Origin of the sequence: Mixta mediterraneensis (assembly GCF_030283135.1) — a bacterium.
GTDB classification, from domain to species: domain Bacteria; phylum Pseudomonadota; class Gammaproteobacteria; order Enterobacterales; family Enterobacteriaceae; genus Pantoea; species Pantoea mediterraneensis.
Genome location: NZ_JASUAZ010000004.1, coordinates 107,998 through 123,303 on the forward strand (window position 1 = coordinate 107,998; position 15,306 = coordinate 123,303).

At 51.1% G+C, this 15,306-nt stretch carries 25 protein-coding genes; 17 read left to right on the plus strand and 8 right to left on the minus strand.

The window, feature by feature from the left end; genetic code table 11:
* Position 1 precedes the first annotated feature (1 nt).
* Entirely contained in the window at positions 2 to 1,303 is a 1,302-nt protein-coding gene (gene envC, locus QRY16_RS04750; RefSeq protein WP_193406126.1) for a murein hydrolase activator EnvC, read from the minus strand.
* A 252-nt stretch (positions 1,304 to 1,555) separates the two neighbouring features.
* Here envC and QRY16_RS04755 point away from each other — a divergent pair, with 252 nt between their 5' ends.
* The 5 genes from QRY16_RS04755 (at position 1,556) to cysE (ending at position 4,672) form a co-directional block, all read left to right on the plus strand.
* Positions 1,556 to 1,987 carry a rhodanese-like domain-containing protein gene (locus tag QRY16_RS04755; protein WP_193406125.1) on the plus strand — a complete coding sequence of 144 codons (432 nt, stop codon included), beginning with the start codon at positions 1,556 to 1,558 and terminating at the stop codon, positions 1,985 to 1,987.
* A gap of 19 nt (positions 1,988 to 2,006) precedes the next feature.
* A complete protein-coding gene (grxC, locus tag QRY16_RS04760) occupies positions 2,007 to 2,261 on the plus strand; it encodes a glutaredoxin 3 (RefSeq protein WP_193406124.1) in 255 nt (84 codons plus the stop codon).
* Between the two features lie 37 nt (positions 2,262 to 2,298).
* Positions 2,299 to 2,766: a protein-export chaperone SecB gene (gene secB / locus QRY16_RS04765; RefSeq protein ID WP_193406123.1), complete on the plus strand. Its 468-nt coding sequence runs from the start codon at positions 2,299 to 2,301 to the stop codon at positions 2,764 to 2,766.
* A complete protein-coding gene (gene gpsA, locus QRY16_RS04770; RefSeq protein ID WP_289775835.1) occupies positions 2,766 to 3,782 on the plus strand; it encodes an NAD(P)H-dependent glycerol-3-phosphate dehydrogenase in 1,017 nt (338 codons plus the stop codon). The genes secB and gpsA overlap by 1 nt, the downstream gene beginning before the upstream one ends.
* Positions 3,783 to 3,850: 68 nt before the next feature.
* Positions 3,851 to 4,672, plus strand: a complete 822-nt coding sequence (gene cysE, locus QRY16_RS04775; protein ID WP_193406121.1) for a serine O-acetyltransferase — start codon at positions 3,851 to 3,853, stop codon at positions 4,670 to 4,672.
* Here the strand turns inward: cysE and trmL are convergent.
* Genes trmL through cpxR form a run of 3 tightly spaced genes read right to left on the minus strand, consistent with a single transcriptional unit; the run spans position 4,669 to position 7,249 of the window.
* The gene (gene trmL, locus QRY16_RS04780) at positions 4,669 to 5,139 is read right to left on the minus strand and encodes a tRNA (uridine(34)/cytosine(34)/5-carboxymethylaminomethyluridine(34)-2'-O)-methyltransferase TrmL (RefSeq protein WP_289775836.1); all 471 of its coding nucleotides are present in this window, start codon (positions 5,137 to 5,139) and stop codon (positions 4,669 to 4,671) included. The genes cysE and trmL overlap by 4 nt on opposite strands.
* Before the next feature lie 35 nt (positions 5,140 to 5,174).
* A complete protein-coding gene (cpxA, locus tag QRY16_RS04785) occupies positions 5,175 to 6,554 on the minus strand; it encodes an envelope stress sensor histidine kinase CpxA (RefSeq protein ID WP_289775837.1) in 1,380 nt (459 codons plus the stop codon).
* Entirely contained in the window at positions 6,551 to 7,249 is a 699-nt protein-coding gene (gene cpxR / locus QRY16_RS04790) for an envelope stress response regulator transcription factor CpxR (protein ID WP_193406118.1), read from the minus strand. Before cpxR ends, cpxA begins: the two co-directional genes overlap by 4 nt.
* Positions 7,250 to 7,397: 148 nt before the next feature.
* Between cpxR and cpxP the strand changes: the two genes are divergently transcribed.
* Positions 7,398 to 7,904 carry a cell-envelope stress modulator CpxP gene (gene cpxP, locus QRY16_RS04795; protein WP_289775838.1) on the plus strand — a complete coding sequence of 169 codons (507 nt, stop codon included), beginning with the start codon at positions 7,398 to 7,400 and terminating at the stop codon, positions 7,902 to 7,904.
* Between the two features lie 200 nt (positions 7,905 to 8,104).
* Here the strand turns inward: cpxP and QRY16_RS04800 are convergent, their stop codons facing one another.
* Both QRY16_RS04800 and QRY16_RS04805 read right to left on the minus strand, forming a co-directional pair.
* A complete protein-coding gene (locus tag QRY16_RS04800; RefSeq protein WP_080107286.1) occupies positions 8,105 to 9,085 on the minus strand; it encodes a phage integrase in 981 nt (326 codons plus the stop codon).
* 69 nt (positions 9,086 to 9,154) lie between these two features.
* Positions 9,155 to 9,448, minus strand: coding sequence for a helix-turn-helix domain-containing protein (locus tag QRY16_RS04805; RefSeq protein WP_001099751.1), 294 nt, complete (start codon positions 9,446 to 9,448; stop codon positions 9,155 to 9,157).
* 136 nt (positions 9,449 to 9,584) lie between these two features.
* Between QRY16_RS04805 and QRY16_RS04810 the strand changes: the two genes are divergently transcribed.
* From QRY16_RS04810 to QRY16_RS04855, 10 genes are all read left to right on the plus strand, one after another.
* Positions 9,585 to 9,857: a Cox family DNA-binding protein gene (locus QRY16_RS04810; protein WP_001583792.1), complete on the plus strand. Its 273-nt coding sequence runs from the start codon at positions 9,585 to 9,587 to the stop codon at positions 9,855 to 9,857.
* A 2-nt stretch (positions 9,858 to 9,859) separates the two neighbouring features.
* The gene (locus tag QRY16_RS04815; protein WP_179125055.1) at positions 9,860 to 10,036 is read left to right on the plus strand and encodes a hypothetical protein; all 177 of its coding nucleotides are present in this window, start codon (positions 9,860 to 9,862) and stop codon (positions 10,034 to 10,036) included.
* The gene (locus QRY16_RS04820; protein ID WP_080107287.1) at positions 10,027 to 10,527 is read left to right on the plus strand and encodes a phage replication protein B; all 501 of its coding nucleotides are present in this window, start codon (positions 10,027 to 10,029) and stop codon (positions 10,525 to 10,527) included. The genes QRY16_RS04815 and QRY16_RS04820 overlap by 10 nt, the downstream gene beginning before the upstream one ends.
* A 63-nt stretch (positions 10,528 to 10,590) precedes the next feature.
* Positions 10,591 to 10,824, plus strand: coding sequence for a DUF2732 family protein (locus QRY16_RS04825; protein WP_052946303.1), 234 nt, complete (start codon positions 10,591 to 10,593; stop codon positions 10,822 to 10,824).
* Entirely contained in the window at positions 10,815 to 11,111 is a 297-nt protein-coding gene (locus QRY16_RS04830; RefSeq protein WP_080107288.1) for a DUF5405 family protein, read from the plus strand. The genes QRY16_RS04825 and QRY16_RS04830 overlap by 10 nt, the downstream gene beginning before the upstream one ends.
* 4 nt (positions 11,112 to 11,115) lie before the next feature.
* A complete protein-coding gene (locus tag QRY16_RS04835) occupies positions 11,116 to 11,340 on the plus strand; it encodes a TraR/DksA C4-type zinc finger protein (RefSeq protein WP_052946305.1) in 225 nt (74 codons plus the stop codon).
* Positions 11,337 to 11,612 (plus strand): DUF5405 family protein, encoded by a 276-nt coding sequence (locus tag QRY16_RS04840; protein ID WP_080107289.1) that lies wholly within the window; start codon positions 11,337 to 11,339, stop codon positions 11,610 to 11,612. Before QRY16_RS04835 ends, QRY16_RS04840 begins: the two co-directional genes overlap by 4 nt.
* Entirely contained in the window at positions 11,602 to 13,890 is a 2,289-nt protein-coding gene (locus QRY16_RS04845; RefSeq protein WP_080107290.1) for a replication endonuclease, read from the plus strand. The genes QRY16_RS04840 and QRY16_RS04845 overlap by 11 nt, the downstream gene beginning before the upstream one ends.
* 5 nt (positions 13,891 to 13,895) lie before the next feature.
* On the plus strand, positions 13,896 to 14,072 hold the full coding sequence (locus QRY16_RS04850) for a hypothetical protein (RefSeq protein WP_179125056.1): 177 nt from the start codon (positions 13,896 to 13,898) through the stop codon (positions 14,070 to 14,072).
* Positions 14,072 to 14,308, plus strand: coding sequence for a hypothetical protein (locus QRY16_RS04855; RefSeq protein WP_032237111.1), 237 nt, complete (start codon positions 14,072 to 14,074; stop codon positions 14,306 to 14,308). The genes QRY16_RS04850 and QRY16_RS04855 overlap by 1 nt, the downstream gene beginning before the upstream one ends.
* Positions 14,309 to 14,375: 67 nt before the next feature.
* Here QRY16_RS04855 and QRY16_RS04860 read toward each other — a convergent pair whose 3' ends face one another.
* Positions 14,376 to 14,807, minus strand: coding sequence for a hypothetical protein (locus QRY16_RS04860; RefSeq protein ID WP_080107292.1), 432 nt, complete (start codon positions 14,805 to 14,807; stop codon positions 14,376 to 14,378).
* Here QRY16_RS04860 and QRY16_RS22080 point away from each other — a divergent pair.
* A complete protein-coding gene (locus tag QRY16_RS22080) occupies positions 14,806 to 14,997 on the plus strand; it encodes a hypothetical protein (RefSeq protein ID WP_080107293.1) in 192 nt (63 codons plus the stop codon). The genes QRY16_RS04860 and QRY16_RS22080 overlap by 2 nt on opposite strands.
* A 19-nt stretch (positions 14,998 to 15,016) precedes the next feature.
* Here the strand turns inward: QRY16_RS22080 and QRY16_RS04865 are convergent, their stop codons facing one another.
* Complete coding sequence (locus QRY16_RS04865) at positions 15,017 to 15,289, minus strand: hypothetical protein (RefSeq protein WP_179125057.1); 273 nt, start codon at positions 15,287 to 15,289, stop codon at positions 15,017 to 15,019.
* Positions 15,290 to 15,306: the final 17 nt, after the last annotated feature.

Here is a 15,306-nt window from a genome sequence, read left to right on the forward strand (position 1 = left end):
CTTATTTTCCTAACCACGGAAGTGGGTTGACGGCCTTTCCCTGACGTCGGATTTCAAAATAGAGCGATGGCGTGCCGCGGCCGCCGCTGGTGCCCACTAAAGCGATAGGCTGTCCTGCCTTCACCTGAGCACCTACACTCACCAGCGCACTTTGGTTGTAGCCGTAAAGGCTCATGTCGCCTTTACCGTGCTCAATAACCACCACAAGTCCATATCCTTGCAGCCAGTCGGCCATTAAGACACGGCCGTCGGCAATGGCTTTGACTTCCGTACCTTCCGGCGCGTCAATCACCAAACCTTTCCAGCGTAATTCGCCTTGCAGTTGTTCACCAAAGCGGTGTTCAACGCGTCCGTGCACGGGCCACAAGGCTTGCCCGCCAGGACGGCCTAAGCCACCGGTGCGCGCCATCAGCTCGCGCTCACTTTGTGTCGGCTGATAATGAGAACCTTTGGCTCTGGCCTGAGCCTGGCGCTGGCGAACCTGTTCGGCTTCACGTGCTTCACGCGCCGCACGTTCACGTGCTTCACGTTCAGCTCTGGCGATTTTGTTTTGCAGACGGCTTTCGTTCTGGCGCATTTCTACCAGGTCAGCCTGATCTTTCTCAAGCGAGCTTTCCAGTACGCTCAACGTTTTCTTACGCGCCGCGCTCGCCTGTTGCAGCTTATCCTGCTGGCCTTGCTGCTGCGCTAACAGCGATTTTTGCTGCTGCTGCTTTTGTTCCAGCGTACTACGCTGTTGGCTCAACGTCTGACGCGTCTTTTTCAGCGCCTCAATACTCTGCTGACGAGCCTCATTCAGATAGCCAAAGTAGGCCAGAATACGTTCGCTACGTTGACTTTCTTCCCCGCCCAGCAGCAGTTGCAGGCCATTGTGCTGGCCCTGGCGAAAAGCCGCGTCTAACTGTTGTGACAGCAGTGTTTCTTGCTGCGTCTGCTGTTTTTCCAGCCGGGCAATCGACGCGGCAAGCTGACTGATTTCGCTATTTAGCGCGGAAAGGCTGTTGCGCGTTTCTCGCAGTTGACGACTGGCCTGCGCGATAACCTTTTCCTGACTCTGGAGCTGATCGAGCAGTTTGCTGCGCTGCAGTTTTTGCGCTTTAACGATTTTTTCTTTTTCGGCAATATTTTGCTGGATAGACTTCAGCTGCGATTTGTTGTCGTCTGCGCTCTGAGCAGCGACCGGCAATAACAACGCGCCCGCGCAAAGCAGGCTGAAGGAGAGGGCGGACAAATAGGTGGACAACGGCAGGTTAGCACCGTTGCGACGGGTCCTTGTATGTAAAACGATTGTTTTTCCCTTCATAGGCCAATGATTATTCCACGATGAACAGCCGCTTACCAGTGCGCCGGGCCACCATTTGCTTTTCCAGACATGTCTGTTTTCGTCTAAACCAGGCATAAGCGTTGCGCCATTTTTGCCATTCGGCCACTTTTTTTGGAAAATGATGCACAAATCCTAACTCTGGCCGCTTAGCGTCTGTACATGCGAAGTGGCGCAGGTATACTCAGAACCCTTGTTTTAGCTTATTAGCCCGGTCTGGAGTCGTTATCCCACATGCAAGAAATTATGCAGTTTGCAAGCAATCACCCCATCCTGAGTCTGGCATGGGTTGTTTTACTCATTCTGGTGATTGTGACTACCGTTAAGGGGATGTTCTCTAAGGTAAAAACGATCAGCCGCGGTGAAGCAACCCGCCTGATTAATAAAGAGGACGCGGTAGTTGTAGACGTACGTTCGCGCGACGATTATCGCAAAGGGCACATTTCTGGTGCACTGAACGTGGCTGCGGCAGACATAAAAAAAGGCAGCTTTGGCGAGCTGGAAAAACATAAAGCACAGCCCATAATTGTGGTGTGTGCAACCGGACAAAGCGCAGCAGAGCCTGCTGCACATCTCAGCGCGGCAGGTTTTACTCAGGTTACCGTGCTGAAAGATGGCGTAAGCGGCTGGAGCGGTGAAAATCTGCCGTTAGTCCGCGGTAAATAACCTTACTGAGATACAATCCATGGCAAACATTGAGATTTACACCAAAGCTACCTGCCCTTATTGCCACCGGGCAAAGGCGCTGTTAAGTCAGAAAGGCGTATCGTTCCAGGAGATCCCTATTGATGGGGACATGGCGAAACGCGAAGAGATGATCAAACGCAGCGGCCGTACTACCGTTCCACAGATTTTTATTGATGCGCAGCACATTGGCGGCTGCGACGATCTTTTCGCGCTTGATGGTCGCGAAGGTTTAGATCCGTTACTGCAGGCGTAGTTTACGCTGAACATTTTAACTCACAGGACTTAGTTACATGTCAGAACATAACACCAACGAAATGCAATTCCAGATTCAACGCGTTTACACCAAAGACATCTCTTTTGAAGCGCCAAATGCACCGCAGGTTTTCCAAAAAGAGTGGGAGCCGGATGTAAAACTGGATCTGGATACGGCATCTTCACAACTGGCGGATGAAGTTTATGAAGTGGTGCTGCGCGTGACCGTGACGGCGACCGTTGGTGAAGAAACTGCATTTCTGTGCGAAGTTCAGCAGGCCGGTATCTTTACCATTAGCGGCATTGAAGGTACGCAAATGGCACACTGCCTGGGCGCATACTGCCCGAACATTCTGTTCCCGTATGCCCGTGAATGCATCACCAGTTTAGTTTCGCGTGGCACTTTCCCGCAGCTTAATCTGGCGCCAGTTAACTTTGATGCCCTGTTCATGAACTACCTGCAGCAGCAAGGTGAAGAAGGCGCTGAACAACATCAGGATGCCTGATGACACATAACGCTTCGATTAGCGTCATCGGTGCTGGCTCGTACGGCACCGCTTTGGCGATTACTCTGGCCCGTAATGGCCACCCGGTATTATTGTGGGGACACAATCCTGCGCATCTGGCGCAACTCCAGTCCGATCGCTGCAACACCGCTTTTTTGCCCGATGTGCCTTTTCCTGACAACCTTGCGCTTGAGCCTGATCTGGTTAAGGCCATTGCCGCCAGTCGCGATTTGTTAGTCGTAGTGCCAAGCCACGTTTTCGGGGATGTACTAACGCAAATCAAACCGCATTTGCGTGCCGATTCTCGTATTGTCTGGGCGACTAAAGGTCTGGAAAAAGAAACCGGGCGTTTATTGCAAGATATGGCGCGTGAAATCCTGGGCGATTCTATTCCATTGGCTGTGATTTCAGGTCCGACCTTTGCTAAAGAATTAGCGGCGGGATTGCCTACGGCGATTGCGTTATCCGCTACCGAAGGGGCGTTCGCTGAAGATTTGCAGCAGAAACTGCATTGCGGTAAAAGCTTCCGCGTTTACAACAACCCCGATTTTATTGGCGTGCAGTTAGGTGGTGCGGTTAAAAACGTTATCGCTATCGGGGCGGGTATCTCTGACGGCATCGGTTTTGGCGCAAACGCACGTACCGCGCTTATTACCCGCGGTCTGGCAGAAATGAGCCGTTTAGGCGCTGCGTTGGGTGCTGACCCGACGACCTTTATGGGCATGGCAGGACTGGGCGATTTAGTGTTGACCTGTACCGATAATCAGTCACGCAACCGTCGTTTTGGCATGATGCTGGGACAGGGCGAAGACGTTGACAGCGCACAACGCATTATCGGACAAGTTGTAGAAGGTTACAGAAACACTAAAGAAGTCAAAGCATTAGCCGCCAGAACTGGCGTAGAAATGCCAATTACCGAGCAGATTTATCAGGTACTATATTGCGAAAAACCAGCGCGAGATGCAGCATTGAGTCTGCTGGGGCGTACAAGGAAGGACGAAAACAGCAGCAGCTAAAGCAGGGAGCGAAGCGTAATCACCTGTAGCGCCAATTCAGGCGCTTTTTTTATCGGGAGAAAACAGCAATGTCGTCTGATGAGTTAGAAATGGTCTGGAACAATATCAAAGCGGAAGCGCGCGCATTGGCAGATTGTGAGCCAATGTTGGCCAGTTTTTACCATGCGACATTGCTTAAGCATGAAAATCTCGGCAGCGCGCTGAGTTACATGCTGGCGAATAAACTCGCCAATCCAATTATGCCAGCGATTGCCATTCGCGAAATCGTTGAAGAAGCCTATCGTGAAGATGCATCAATGATCGCCTCGGCGGCCTACGATATTCAGGCGGTGCGTCAGCGCGATCCCGCTGTGGATAAATATTCGACGCCGTTGCTTTATCTTAAAGGATTCCATGCTTTGCAGGCTTATCGTATCGGCCACTGGCTGTGGAACGAAGGGCGTCGTGCGCTTGCTGTGTATCTGCAAAATGAGATATCGGTATCGTTCGCGGTAGATATTCATCCAGCAGCGAAAATTGGTTGCGGCATCATGCTCGACCACGCAACCGGCATTGTGATTGGCGAAACCGCTGTGGTTGAAAACGATGTATCGATCCTGCAATCGGTAACGCTCGGCGGCACCGGAAAAACCAGCGGCGATCGCCATCCAAAAATCCGTGAAGGCGTGATGGTCGGCGCGGGAGCGAAAATCCTGGGTAATATCGAAGTGGGACGCGGCGCTAAAATCGGTGCGGGTTCTGTGGTTTTACAACCGGTTCCGCCCCATACCACCGCTGCGGGCGTACCCGCACGTATTGTCGGCAAGCCCGGCAGCGAAAAACCGTCAATGGATATGGATCAGCACTTCAATGGTAGCCTGGCGGGATTCCAGTTTGGTGATGGCATCTAGCGTTTAATCAGCGCGCCAGCATAATTCAGCTGGCGCCACGCTTCATATACCACCACTGACACCGCATTCGATAAATTCATGCTGCGACTTTCTGCCATCATCGGAATGCGGATTTTCTGCTGTGCCGGCAAGGCATCCAGGATTTCAGCGGGCAAGCCGCGACTTTCTGGTCCAAACAGCAGGTAATCTTCCGCATGGTAATGCACAGCACTGTGTGCAGGCGTGCCTTTGGTGGTTAAGGCAAATAGTCGGGCAGGGCGCTCAGTAGCGAGAAACGCCTGATAACCGGCATGCTTTTTAACGGCGGTGAATTCGTGATAATCCAGCCCGGCGCGGCGCAGACGTTTGTCATCCCAGGCAAAGCCGAGGGGTTCAATCAAATGCAGCTGAAAGCCGGTATTAGCGCAAAGGCGAATAATGTTGCCGGTATTAGGTGGGATTTCTGGTTCAAATAATACGATATGCATAAGGCCCCCGATGACAAGGGCCGAAGCATAACAAATTATTGTCGGGCAGAGGAGTAAAGCGGCAACCAGATAGTCAGACGCAAGCCACCAAGCGGGCTGTCATCGGCTTTCACCCACCCATGGTGTTGCTGAATAGCGGTATCCACGATCGCCAAACCTAAGCCGGTCCCACCGGATTCGCGATCGCGGGCCTCATCAGTGCGATAGAACGGGCGGAAAATTTGCTCACGATCTTCAGCGCTCACGCCGGGGCCATCATCATCGACGTGTACGGTGATACCGGAAATATCCACTGAGAAGCTCACGCTGATATGAGAATTTGAATAGCGCAGCGCGTTACGCACAATATTCTCTAGCGCACTTTCCAGCGCATGTGGATTGCCATACAGCGGCCACGGGCCAGGCGGATAAGGAATATCCATTTTTTTCCCCATTTGTTCCGCTTCGAATTTAGCGTCTTCCAGTACGCCATTCCAGAGCTGGTTCGCCTTCATCGCTTCGCTGATTAACGCATTTTTATGCTGCGTGCGCGACAACACCAGCAAGTCATTAATCATGCCATCCAGCCGTTGTGCTTCCGTTTCTATACGTTCCAGCTCTTTGCCTTCACCCTGGCGACGACGTAATAAAGCCGTTGCCAGTTGCAGGCGGGTAAGCGGAGTACGCAACTCATGGCTGATGTCCGAAAGTAAACGCTGCTGACCGTTCATCATGCGTTCGAGCGCGCTCACCATTTGGTTGAAGCTGGATCCTGCGGCTAAAAATTCTTGCGGGCCAGATTCCAGTTCCGGGTGTTGACGCAAATTACCGCTTGCTACCTCATCCGCAGCGTATTTCAATTTACGAGCCGGACGCGCCAGGCTCCATGCCAGCCACAACAGCAACGGCGAGCTGATGAGCATTGTAACAATTAACAACAATAGCGGACGGTCAAAAAGGAGATTGACAAAGTCGAGCTGGGAGCTGGTGGCAGGACGGATCATGTAGAGCTGATAATTATCTTCGCCATCACGCACGGCGAAAGGCCCAACCAACTCTACGCGCCCGTATTTCTTTTTCTGTGGATGATCGGCGTTATCTGACTGGCCAATAAAATTACGAATTACCTGCATTTCATTATGCTGCGCGCCAATCACACGACCTTCGCTGGTAACCAGTAGCAAGCGTTGACCAGGCGGTGCCCATTTTTCTACAGCGCGAAACAGCCGACGCCACCACATCAAATCATTCGGTGGATCCTGCAGTAGTTCCGCCTCCACGTGCTGCTCAATCATCAAGCCTTGCCGCTGTTCACTTTGCAGTAGCGAGGTCATTTGCCGGGAATCCAGCTTGGGCACCATTAACACCAGCATCAACACCAACGCTAGCGTTAACCAGAAGATGGCGAAGATACGGGTGGTCAAACTTCCAATCATGATGCCGAAACCATCAGATAGCCGCGGCCACGCAACGTTTTAAACCAGGGATGACCATCACGGCGCTCAGGCAATTTTCGCCGTAAATTGGAGATATGCATATCAATGGCGCGGTCAAATGGCGTTAAACGCTTGCCAAGCACTTCCTGGCTCAGGTGCTCGCGCGACACGACCTGTCCCAGATGTTGCGCCAGAAGATAGAGCAGAGTGAATTCGGTGCCGGTAAGATCCAGCGTCTCGTCATCGAAACTGGCTTCCTGTCGTCCTGGGTTGAGACGCAGGCAGTCCACTTCCAGGGTCGGTGAGCTGTTGTCATGTTGCTGCTGCTGTTCGCTCCAGTTAGAGCGACGCAGAATGGCGCGAATACGTGCAACCAGTTCACGATCGTTAAACGGTTTTGGCAAGTAGTCGTCTGCACCCAGTTCCAGACCGAGCACACGATCTAACTCGCTGCCGCGAGCGGTCAACATAATGACAGGCGTTTGATATTGTTGACGTAATTCTTTCAATGTGTCGATGCCGTTCTTCTTTGGCATCATGACATCAAGTAACAGCAGATCAATTGAGTTATCAAGCAGGTTTAGTGCTTGTTCACCGTCGCTGGCGACTTCAACTTCAAAACCTTCCATTTCCAACAGTTCTTTCAAAAGCGAAGTTAATTCGCGGTCATCATCTACCAACAGGATTTTATTCATTTTTGTAGCCCTCCGCAGGCAAAATAGCGTGTTCCTACCGCACCAATCCATCGCTTTACGTAGTTTTACACCCCCTGACGGATGTTTGCAGCTTTCGCCGTACACTGGCTCTCGTTGAATCGCAAAATGGAACGAACTGGAGTAAACGATGCGCAAAGTAAGCGCCGTCGTCCTTGCCTCCGCAATGGTTCTTAGTCATGCCAGCGCAGAAGCAGCAGACACGACGACGATTGACGAGATGCATCACAGCGGATTAACGACAGGCAGTATGACGCAAAATCCGCAAAGCCACATGTTCGATGGCATCGCGTTGACTGAACAACAACGGCAACAGATGCGTGACCTGATGCAACAGGCTCGACATGATCGTCCAGCGATAAGTATTGACGATGTTGCAGCCATGCACGACTTAGTGACTGCGGACAAGTTTAACGAAGCGGCCATTCGCGAAAAAGCGGAAAAAATTGCTCAGGTTCAGATTGAGCAGCACGTCGAGATGGCGCGCGTACAAAACCAGATGTATCACCTGTTAACGCCGGCGCAGCAAGCCACGCTACAGGAAAATTACCAGCAGCGACTCAATGAGTTGCGCGAATTATCGAATTTGCAGCCAACATCATCGCTGCAAGCAGTAAGTAATACCAGTAGTAAGTAATACCAGTAGTAACCCAGTATCCCTTTTTTCCTTGCCATAGACACCATCCCTGTCTTCCCCCACATGATGTGGGGTTTTTTTTATCAATCACTTACCTCTCAATCTAAGCAAATACAGCCACTTAGAAAAAGCTGTAACGGTGTGGAGCGGTTTTAAAATTCTCTGAGTGTGGACGCTATGTGGACACTCAGAGAGGTAATTTATAACGTCACTCCACCGTTAAGAGGATTCAGTGCGACGGCGTTCTGCAGGTAGTCAGGCGCAAGGTGAGCGTAGGCCATCGTCTGCTGAATGCTCGCATGCCCGAGAATCTGCTGCAGCGCAATTATGTTGCCCCCGTTCATCATGAAATGACTTGCGAATGTGTGTCGCAGGATGTGAGTTGCCTGATTGGGTGGTATGTCAGGTTTCACTCTGCGTAAAATCCCGCAAAACTTTTCATAATCGACCTTGAACAATTTAGCGCTAGCCTCCTCTTTAACTTTTTTCTCCAGTTCCGCAGAAATCGGCACAGTTCGCTTTTTGCCGTTTTTGGTTTTCAAAAAGGTAACTCTGCAGCTTGTTATCTGCGCTGGTTTCAGTGTGGCAACTTCCGTCCATCTTCCGCCTGTGCTCAGGCACAAAAGCGCGACCAGCAAGTCATCACCAACCAAAACGCTTAACAGCTTCTCGATTTCTGATTTCTCCAGAAACGTCATTTCCGGATTGGCTTCCGCCAGTGGCGCCAGTCCGTGAATAGGATGTTGCCCGGAAAACTCATCCAACTGGATTAGCTTGGTGAACATGCCCGATAAGCGATACATGTCACGATTTATCGTCGCGGCGCTGATGCCATCACGCAGGCGCGTAGAGCGATAATCCATCAGAGCTCTTTTGCTCACCCGGCTCACCGGCATATCACCTATGCCGCTGATAGTCTTGAGCAGGTGATTAAACTCTTTTGTGCCGTGTTCGTGGTTTTGACCGTGATACTTCCACCAGATGTCAAGCAATTCCGCTAAAGTTCGACGGTCTGCTCGCTGGCCTGCCCATTCTTTCTGGCTGGCATTGGCGATGGTGTATCGCTCAAATGCTACCGCCTCAGCCTTTCTTTCAAACTTCCTGCGGATGCGCTTTCCATCGCGACCGCGAGGTCTAATGTCCACTTCATAGCGACCATCATCGAGCTTCTTAATTGCCATAAGAAAGCCCTCCGGCGCTGTGCTCACTATCTTGGTAACAAATAGTAAAAATGTAATGTTTGTAGAGTGTTAACCAGTCTGTTTCTCGGAGTGGTCTGATTCCGTTGATTCTTGCCCAATGTGTGCGAAAGCCGGTGCTATCTGACCAGCTTGCGGGGCTGTTTTATCTGTCATTAGCCAAAGTGTGTATTTCTGAAACTGAGGAGTGTTTGTGATTTTCATCACCACCCCCAAGCCGGGCTCTGCATGTCCTCCCTCGTAATTTTTTAACGTACTGAGCGCTAGTCCGCTGATTTCACAAAACTTTACTTGGGTTAAACCCTCTGCTTTACGTATTGCCTTAATTTTCTCGGCTACGTTCATTTGACATGGTTCCTACTTTGAGACTATATTCGCCTGAAAAGGTCTAAAGGTAAGAACCTTTTCAGGATGGAAACCAACCGAGCAGAAACGAGCTTGAACGGTTTCTAAAGGGTTGGATCTAGTGAGGGTATCACAAATGGAACCAAACGATTATTTGTTGCAGTACCCGCTCGACGCGGTTCATGTAGAAAAGTTTGCTGAGTTATTAGGCAAGCCCAAAACGGCGGTTGCAGAAATGGTGAAAGCTAACAAGCTACCGGTAATTGAGCTTCGGGATCCATGCAAACCGAATGCTCGCGCCGGTGAAAAGTGGGTTTTCATCCCGGAATTTAATCGCGCAGTTCGTGAGGCGTTCTACAACAGACCGGTAGAACAGCGTGACGCTTGGCTGCTTTGGATGGGGCTTTGATTATGAATGAGCCTCGTTGCATTGCTCAGTTATTGCGTAACGAGAGCCAGAGGGCGATGGATTTCACTATCACCCACGGCAGAGGGCGCAAGGGCATCATCATCCGCACCAAAAAACCGAGCGCTATTAGCGCCGTTTTTGCTTTTCTGAAATCCCGGAGGTTCTGGAAATGCCTGTAATGACACTTGGTATCGTGGAGAAACAGCCTGCAGCTCTGCGCGGTCTGATTGGTAAATATCTGGCCGCGCCTCGCTGGCAGGATAGTTGCGATTTTTACAATCAGATGATGGAACGTGAGCGACTGACCGTTTGTTTTCATGCTCAGTTAAAGCAGCGTCACGCGACGATGCGTTTTGAAGAAATGAACGATGTAGACCGTGAGCGATTAGTTTGCGCTATTGATGAGCTGCGTGCTGCATTTTCCAGACGTCGACAAGTTGGCGCGAGCGAGTATGCGTATATTAGTTTTTTGACGGTCAGCCAACGCCGCACTTTGTTTATGCATGCTGGATTAACTGAAAAAGAATTTAATCAGCCTTACTGGCGTATTAATGAAAATTCCTGTTATTGGCGTGATGCCTTATTTCGTGCGTTGCGGGAGCTTTTTAATTTATTTGAATATGCACCAACAATATTAACCTCGGTAAAGCCTGAGCAATATCTGCATTAAATAAACAACCGTAGTTTTTTACGCACTTAATTGTGCGGGGCTTCTTTTTGTCTGGAGAAAGTCATGCATACAGTAACAGGAAAGCATCGCGGTAACTTCTCATTAATCCTGCAACAGGCGCGAGCCGAAGCGCAGGCCGATGCGGCGGTGCGCTTTTCCTCTCATCTGGACGGTTTAATCCGCCATATAGCTGGCGCTGAGTTGTCGCGCGTGGAGATTGTCGAGTTACTCAGTCAGGAATCCATCAAGTTTCATAATATCGGCCTTTCTCGCGGGGAGTCTCTTTCATGTCTCTGATGCACTCCGTATTACTTAATAACTGGCTAAAAATTGCGGTTATGAAAAACGGTGAATTATCGCTTGCTGACATTAAGCGCGATAAAGAAACCGGAGCGATGACGGAATCAACCATCGCTATTTATTCGAGTGAGTTAAACCTCCTGATGGATGCGGTCAATTTGCTTGTGAAACGCGCCGTTTTTCATAAGCAAATCACCGCCGTCGATGAATTATCGAAATTAACCATTGAGCTGACCGGTTACTGCGCCGGTGAGTTTAAAAAGCTGAACAAAGAGAGGAGCTAAATAAATGCCGGATTATATGGATCACATTCAGGAGCGACAGACGGAATCACTGACCCGCCAGATTAACGCCGCTCGGGTGAAGCCGTGCGGCGCTGCTGCATTGGTTTGCGAAGAATGTGACGCACCAATCCCTGCCGACCGTCGGGCGGCTTATCCGTCGGCGACTCGCTGCGTCTACTGTCAATCAGCGCTTGAATCAAAGGCCAAACACTATCGGGGGCAGGCATGAGCATTCGTATCGAGATTGGCGAGCGTTATGTCGTCACAAGTGACCGTTTTCAGTTCATTTTGCAGGAGAAAAAGACTGCTGAAACCGGGAAGAATGCCGGTAAAGAGTGGCTGGATGTTGTCGGCTATTACCCCAAATTAAACCAGCTCGTTTCTGGTCTGATTCATAACGATATTTTGAGCGGCAACGCTGTCTCTTTTGAAGCGTTGAGCGCTCAAGTTGAGCTGCTCGGTCAGCAGTGTTTACGGGCTTTTGACGCAAATGGCCGTTGATATTCGGGGGCGTTCTGCCCCTACACCGCCACCACCATTTGCAAAAGGCACCGGCAAAGAGTTTGCCGGTGTTTACTCATGGAACGCGCCGCGTGAGGCTATTGGGCGCGAGAGACCCCTTACACGTGACGAGCTGCGTCAGGTGCAAGGCGTTTTATCCAAAATTGACCGCCTGCCTTACTTTTTAAGTTCTCTGTTTACCTCGCGCTATGAATATATCAGGCGCAACAAAAGCCCTGTGCATGGGCTGTATTTCCTCAAGTCGACATTTCTGCGCCGGTTGTGGCCGCGCATTGAGCGGGTTAATCAACGTAACGAAATGAATACAGAGGCGTCGCTGCTGTTTCTTGCTGAAAGTGAGAATTACGCGCGTTTGCCGGGGATGAACGATAAAGAGCTGAAAAAATTTGCGTCTCGTATCGCCTCGCAGCTTTTCATCATGTACGAGGAATTAAGCGACGCATGGGCTGAGGCGCATGGTGGCAAAGAGTCGCTTTTTACCAATGAGGCTCAGGCGCACCTGTACGGTCATGTTGCTGGCGCAGCTCGTGCTTTTAATGTTGCCCCGCTTTTCTGGAAGAAATACCGCAAAGGCCAGATGACAATCCGACAGGCATTTTCCGCCGTCGCTCGACTGATTAACGATGAATGGTGGACTAACCAGCTTAAGGCGCAGCGCATGCGCTGGCATGAAGCGCTGCTGATTGCTGCAGGTGAGGTGAATAAAGACCGCTCGCCGTATGCCAGTAAACACGCCGTCCGTGATGTGCATGCACGTCGCCTGGCAAATCTTGAATACCTGAAATCCTGCGAGCTGGAAAACAAAGTTACCGGCGAACGTATCGACCTTATCAGCAAAGTGATGGGGAGTATTTCCAATCCTGAAATTCGCCGCATGGAACTGATGAACACCATCGCGGGGATTGAGCGTTATGCCGCTGCTGAGGGTGATGTCGGTATGTTTATCACGCTGACTGCACCGTCGAAGTATCACCCGACACGTCAGGTCGGGAAGGGTAAAGATAAGACTGTACAGCTTAATCATGGCTGGAATGGTGAGGCTTACACTCCGAAGGATGCGCAGCGTTACCTTTGTCGTATCTGGAGCCTGATGCGTACCGCTTTCAAAGATAATGATTTGCAGGTTTACGGTATGCGTGTTGTCGAACCGCACCACGACGGGACGCCGCACTGGCACATGATGCTGTTTTGCAAGCGCCAGCAGCGCAAAGAAATCACCGAAATTATGCGTCGTTATGCTCTCAAAGAAGATGGCGACGAGCGCGGTGCGGCTCGCAACCGCTTTCAGGCTAAGCACCTGAACAAAGGCGGTGCGGCCGGGTACATCGCGAAATACATCGCCAAAAATATCGACGGTTACGCACTTGATGGCGAGCTCGATAAAGATACCGGCAAGCCGCTCAAAGATACCGCCGCCGCTGTTACTGCATGGGCGTCAACGTGGCGAATACCTCAGTTTAAGCCGATTGGTCTGCCGACGATGGGGGCTTACCGTGAGCTGCGCAAGCTGCCTCGCGGGGTCAGTATTGCTGACGAGTTTGACGAGCGTGTCGAAGCAGCACGCGCCGCGGCTGATGGCGGTGATTTCGACCTGTATATCACCGCTCAGGGCGGCGCAAATGTCCCGCGCGACGGCCAGACTGTCAGGGTCGCCCGTAGCGTCAGTGATGAGGTTAACGACTACGAAGAAGATATCGAGAGGGTGGTCGGTATTTACGCGCCTCACCTCGGGGCGCGTCACGTTCACATTACCCGGTCATCAGAATGGCGCATCGTTCCAAAGGTTTTGGCCGTTGAGCCTTTGACCTTAAAAAGCGGCATCGCCGCGCCTCGGAGTCCTGTCAATAACTGTGGAAAGCTCACCGGCGGTGACGTTCCAGTTATGACCCCCACACCGTCTGAGCACGCCGCAGCGGTGCTAAATCTCGTTGATGACGGGGTTATCGCATGGGATGACCCCGAAGTCGTGACGGCGCTCAGAGATGCATTAAAACACGACGCGCCACAGCAAAATCGCCAGCAAAGAAGCGGAGAGCCGTTAAAACCGCATGACGTCGCCCCATCAGGCAGGCTGACTAAATCCGAGCGCGCGCAAATACCGCGCATTCGCTTTGACCTTGTGCAGCATGGCATCACCCCGAAACGCTGGGAGCTTGAGGCGCTGGCGCGCGGGGCGTCCGTGACATACGACGGGCAGAAATTCACATATCCGGTTGCGGATGAGTGGCCGGGGTTCTCAACAAATCAACAATGGTGATTGAAATGGCTGATTTTGCATCGACAAATAGAACCGCTAGTTTTGAGGAATGGCACGAGCAATTAATGGATTATGCAGAGCTGCGCGGCGATAGCGCTTCTGACGCGGATGCATGGAGAGAAGATTATGATTCTGGACGAAGTGTTGCGGATGCCTGGCATGATGCATGGGGGGATGACTGATGCATGTAATTCGAGGTGAAATACCGCAGCACCAGACCAGAAATATTAAGTTAATGGCTATCGTTCATCGCCTGCAGCAGATAATGGTCAATGAGAATTTGACCCCCGCCGAGCTGGTCGGGTGCGCCGAAATAGTCAGGGATAATTACGGCAGGCTGTACGATATTAGTAATCCGAAAATTGAGGCGTTTACACCGGCGAGAGGTCCGATTATTCCGCCGCCCCGCCGACCATAGCAAACGCCGCCGGTGCTGAAACTCGCTTTCAGCGCTGGCGGGGTTGAACAACGAGCCCCGCGAGGCGTTAGCTGGTTACCAGATTGACACCGAGGGAAAGCAGGTTTGTCACTGCACCTGCAATAACTCCCGGCGTACCGTCTTTTACTGCGCTGATAATTTTATCACCCATCGTTTCATTACCGCCGAGTGCCTCGGGCTTTTTGTTGAGCACGGCGAGTGCTTTCTCGGTCAGGCGTACATCCCGAAAATAAGTCTGATGGTCTGTTTCATACTGGATGTAGCCGTTTTCACTGAGAAAAGTGAATGTACCTTCAACCACACTACGCAACTGATTCAGTGCTTTCATTTCCGGTGAGTTAAGTTGGTCAAAGTAGTCATCAGGTAGCGCGGCGTTAAATTTTTCGTAGGTGATGACCTGTGGCACCGGGAAGTTATCCCATAACACCGCAAAGATTTCCGCCGTCTGCTGGTTAAATAATTCGAGGTTTTTGGACATGCATAATTCCCTTTCATCGATAGACCCGTTTGCCGATTGGGCAAAAAAGCTGACTGTAATGGCATCGAATAACGACCTGAGTTCTCGCGAGGTGGAAAGTTACACCGCAAAAATGGTCGACCAAGCCAGTAAAGATGAGCTTACGGTCGTTATAAAACACCTGTTAAACCACATCAGAATGCACAAATAAAAGGATCTATATCAATATGTTATCTCTCGTTTATGAAAACCCGTGGACGACGATTTTTCTGCTGATTGCTGCCAGCATGTGCCTCAACAGTGTTATTGGCGCATTGCGCGGCCAGTAATCGCGACAAAACCAGACCTAAACCGGCACCCTGAATGCCGGTTTTTTTATGCCATTTTCCCGCGATTTCCCCGTTTTTTAGCCGTGCATGCAACAGGTGCATGGTTTTGCATGCGTCGGGGTTGCCCGTTCTGGTCGTGCGCCGCCAGAGCTGGCGCGGATCCAGAGTGGTCATGCAACTGCATTAAAACC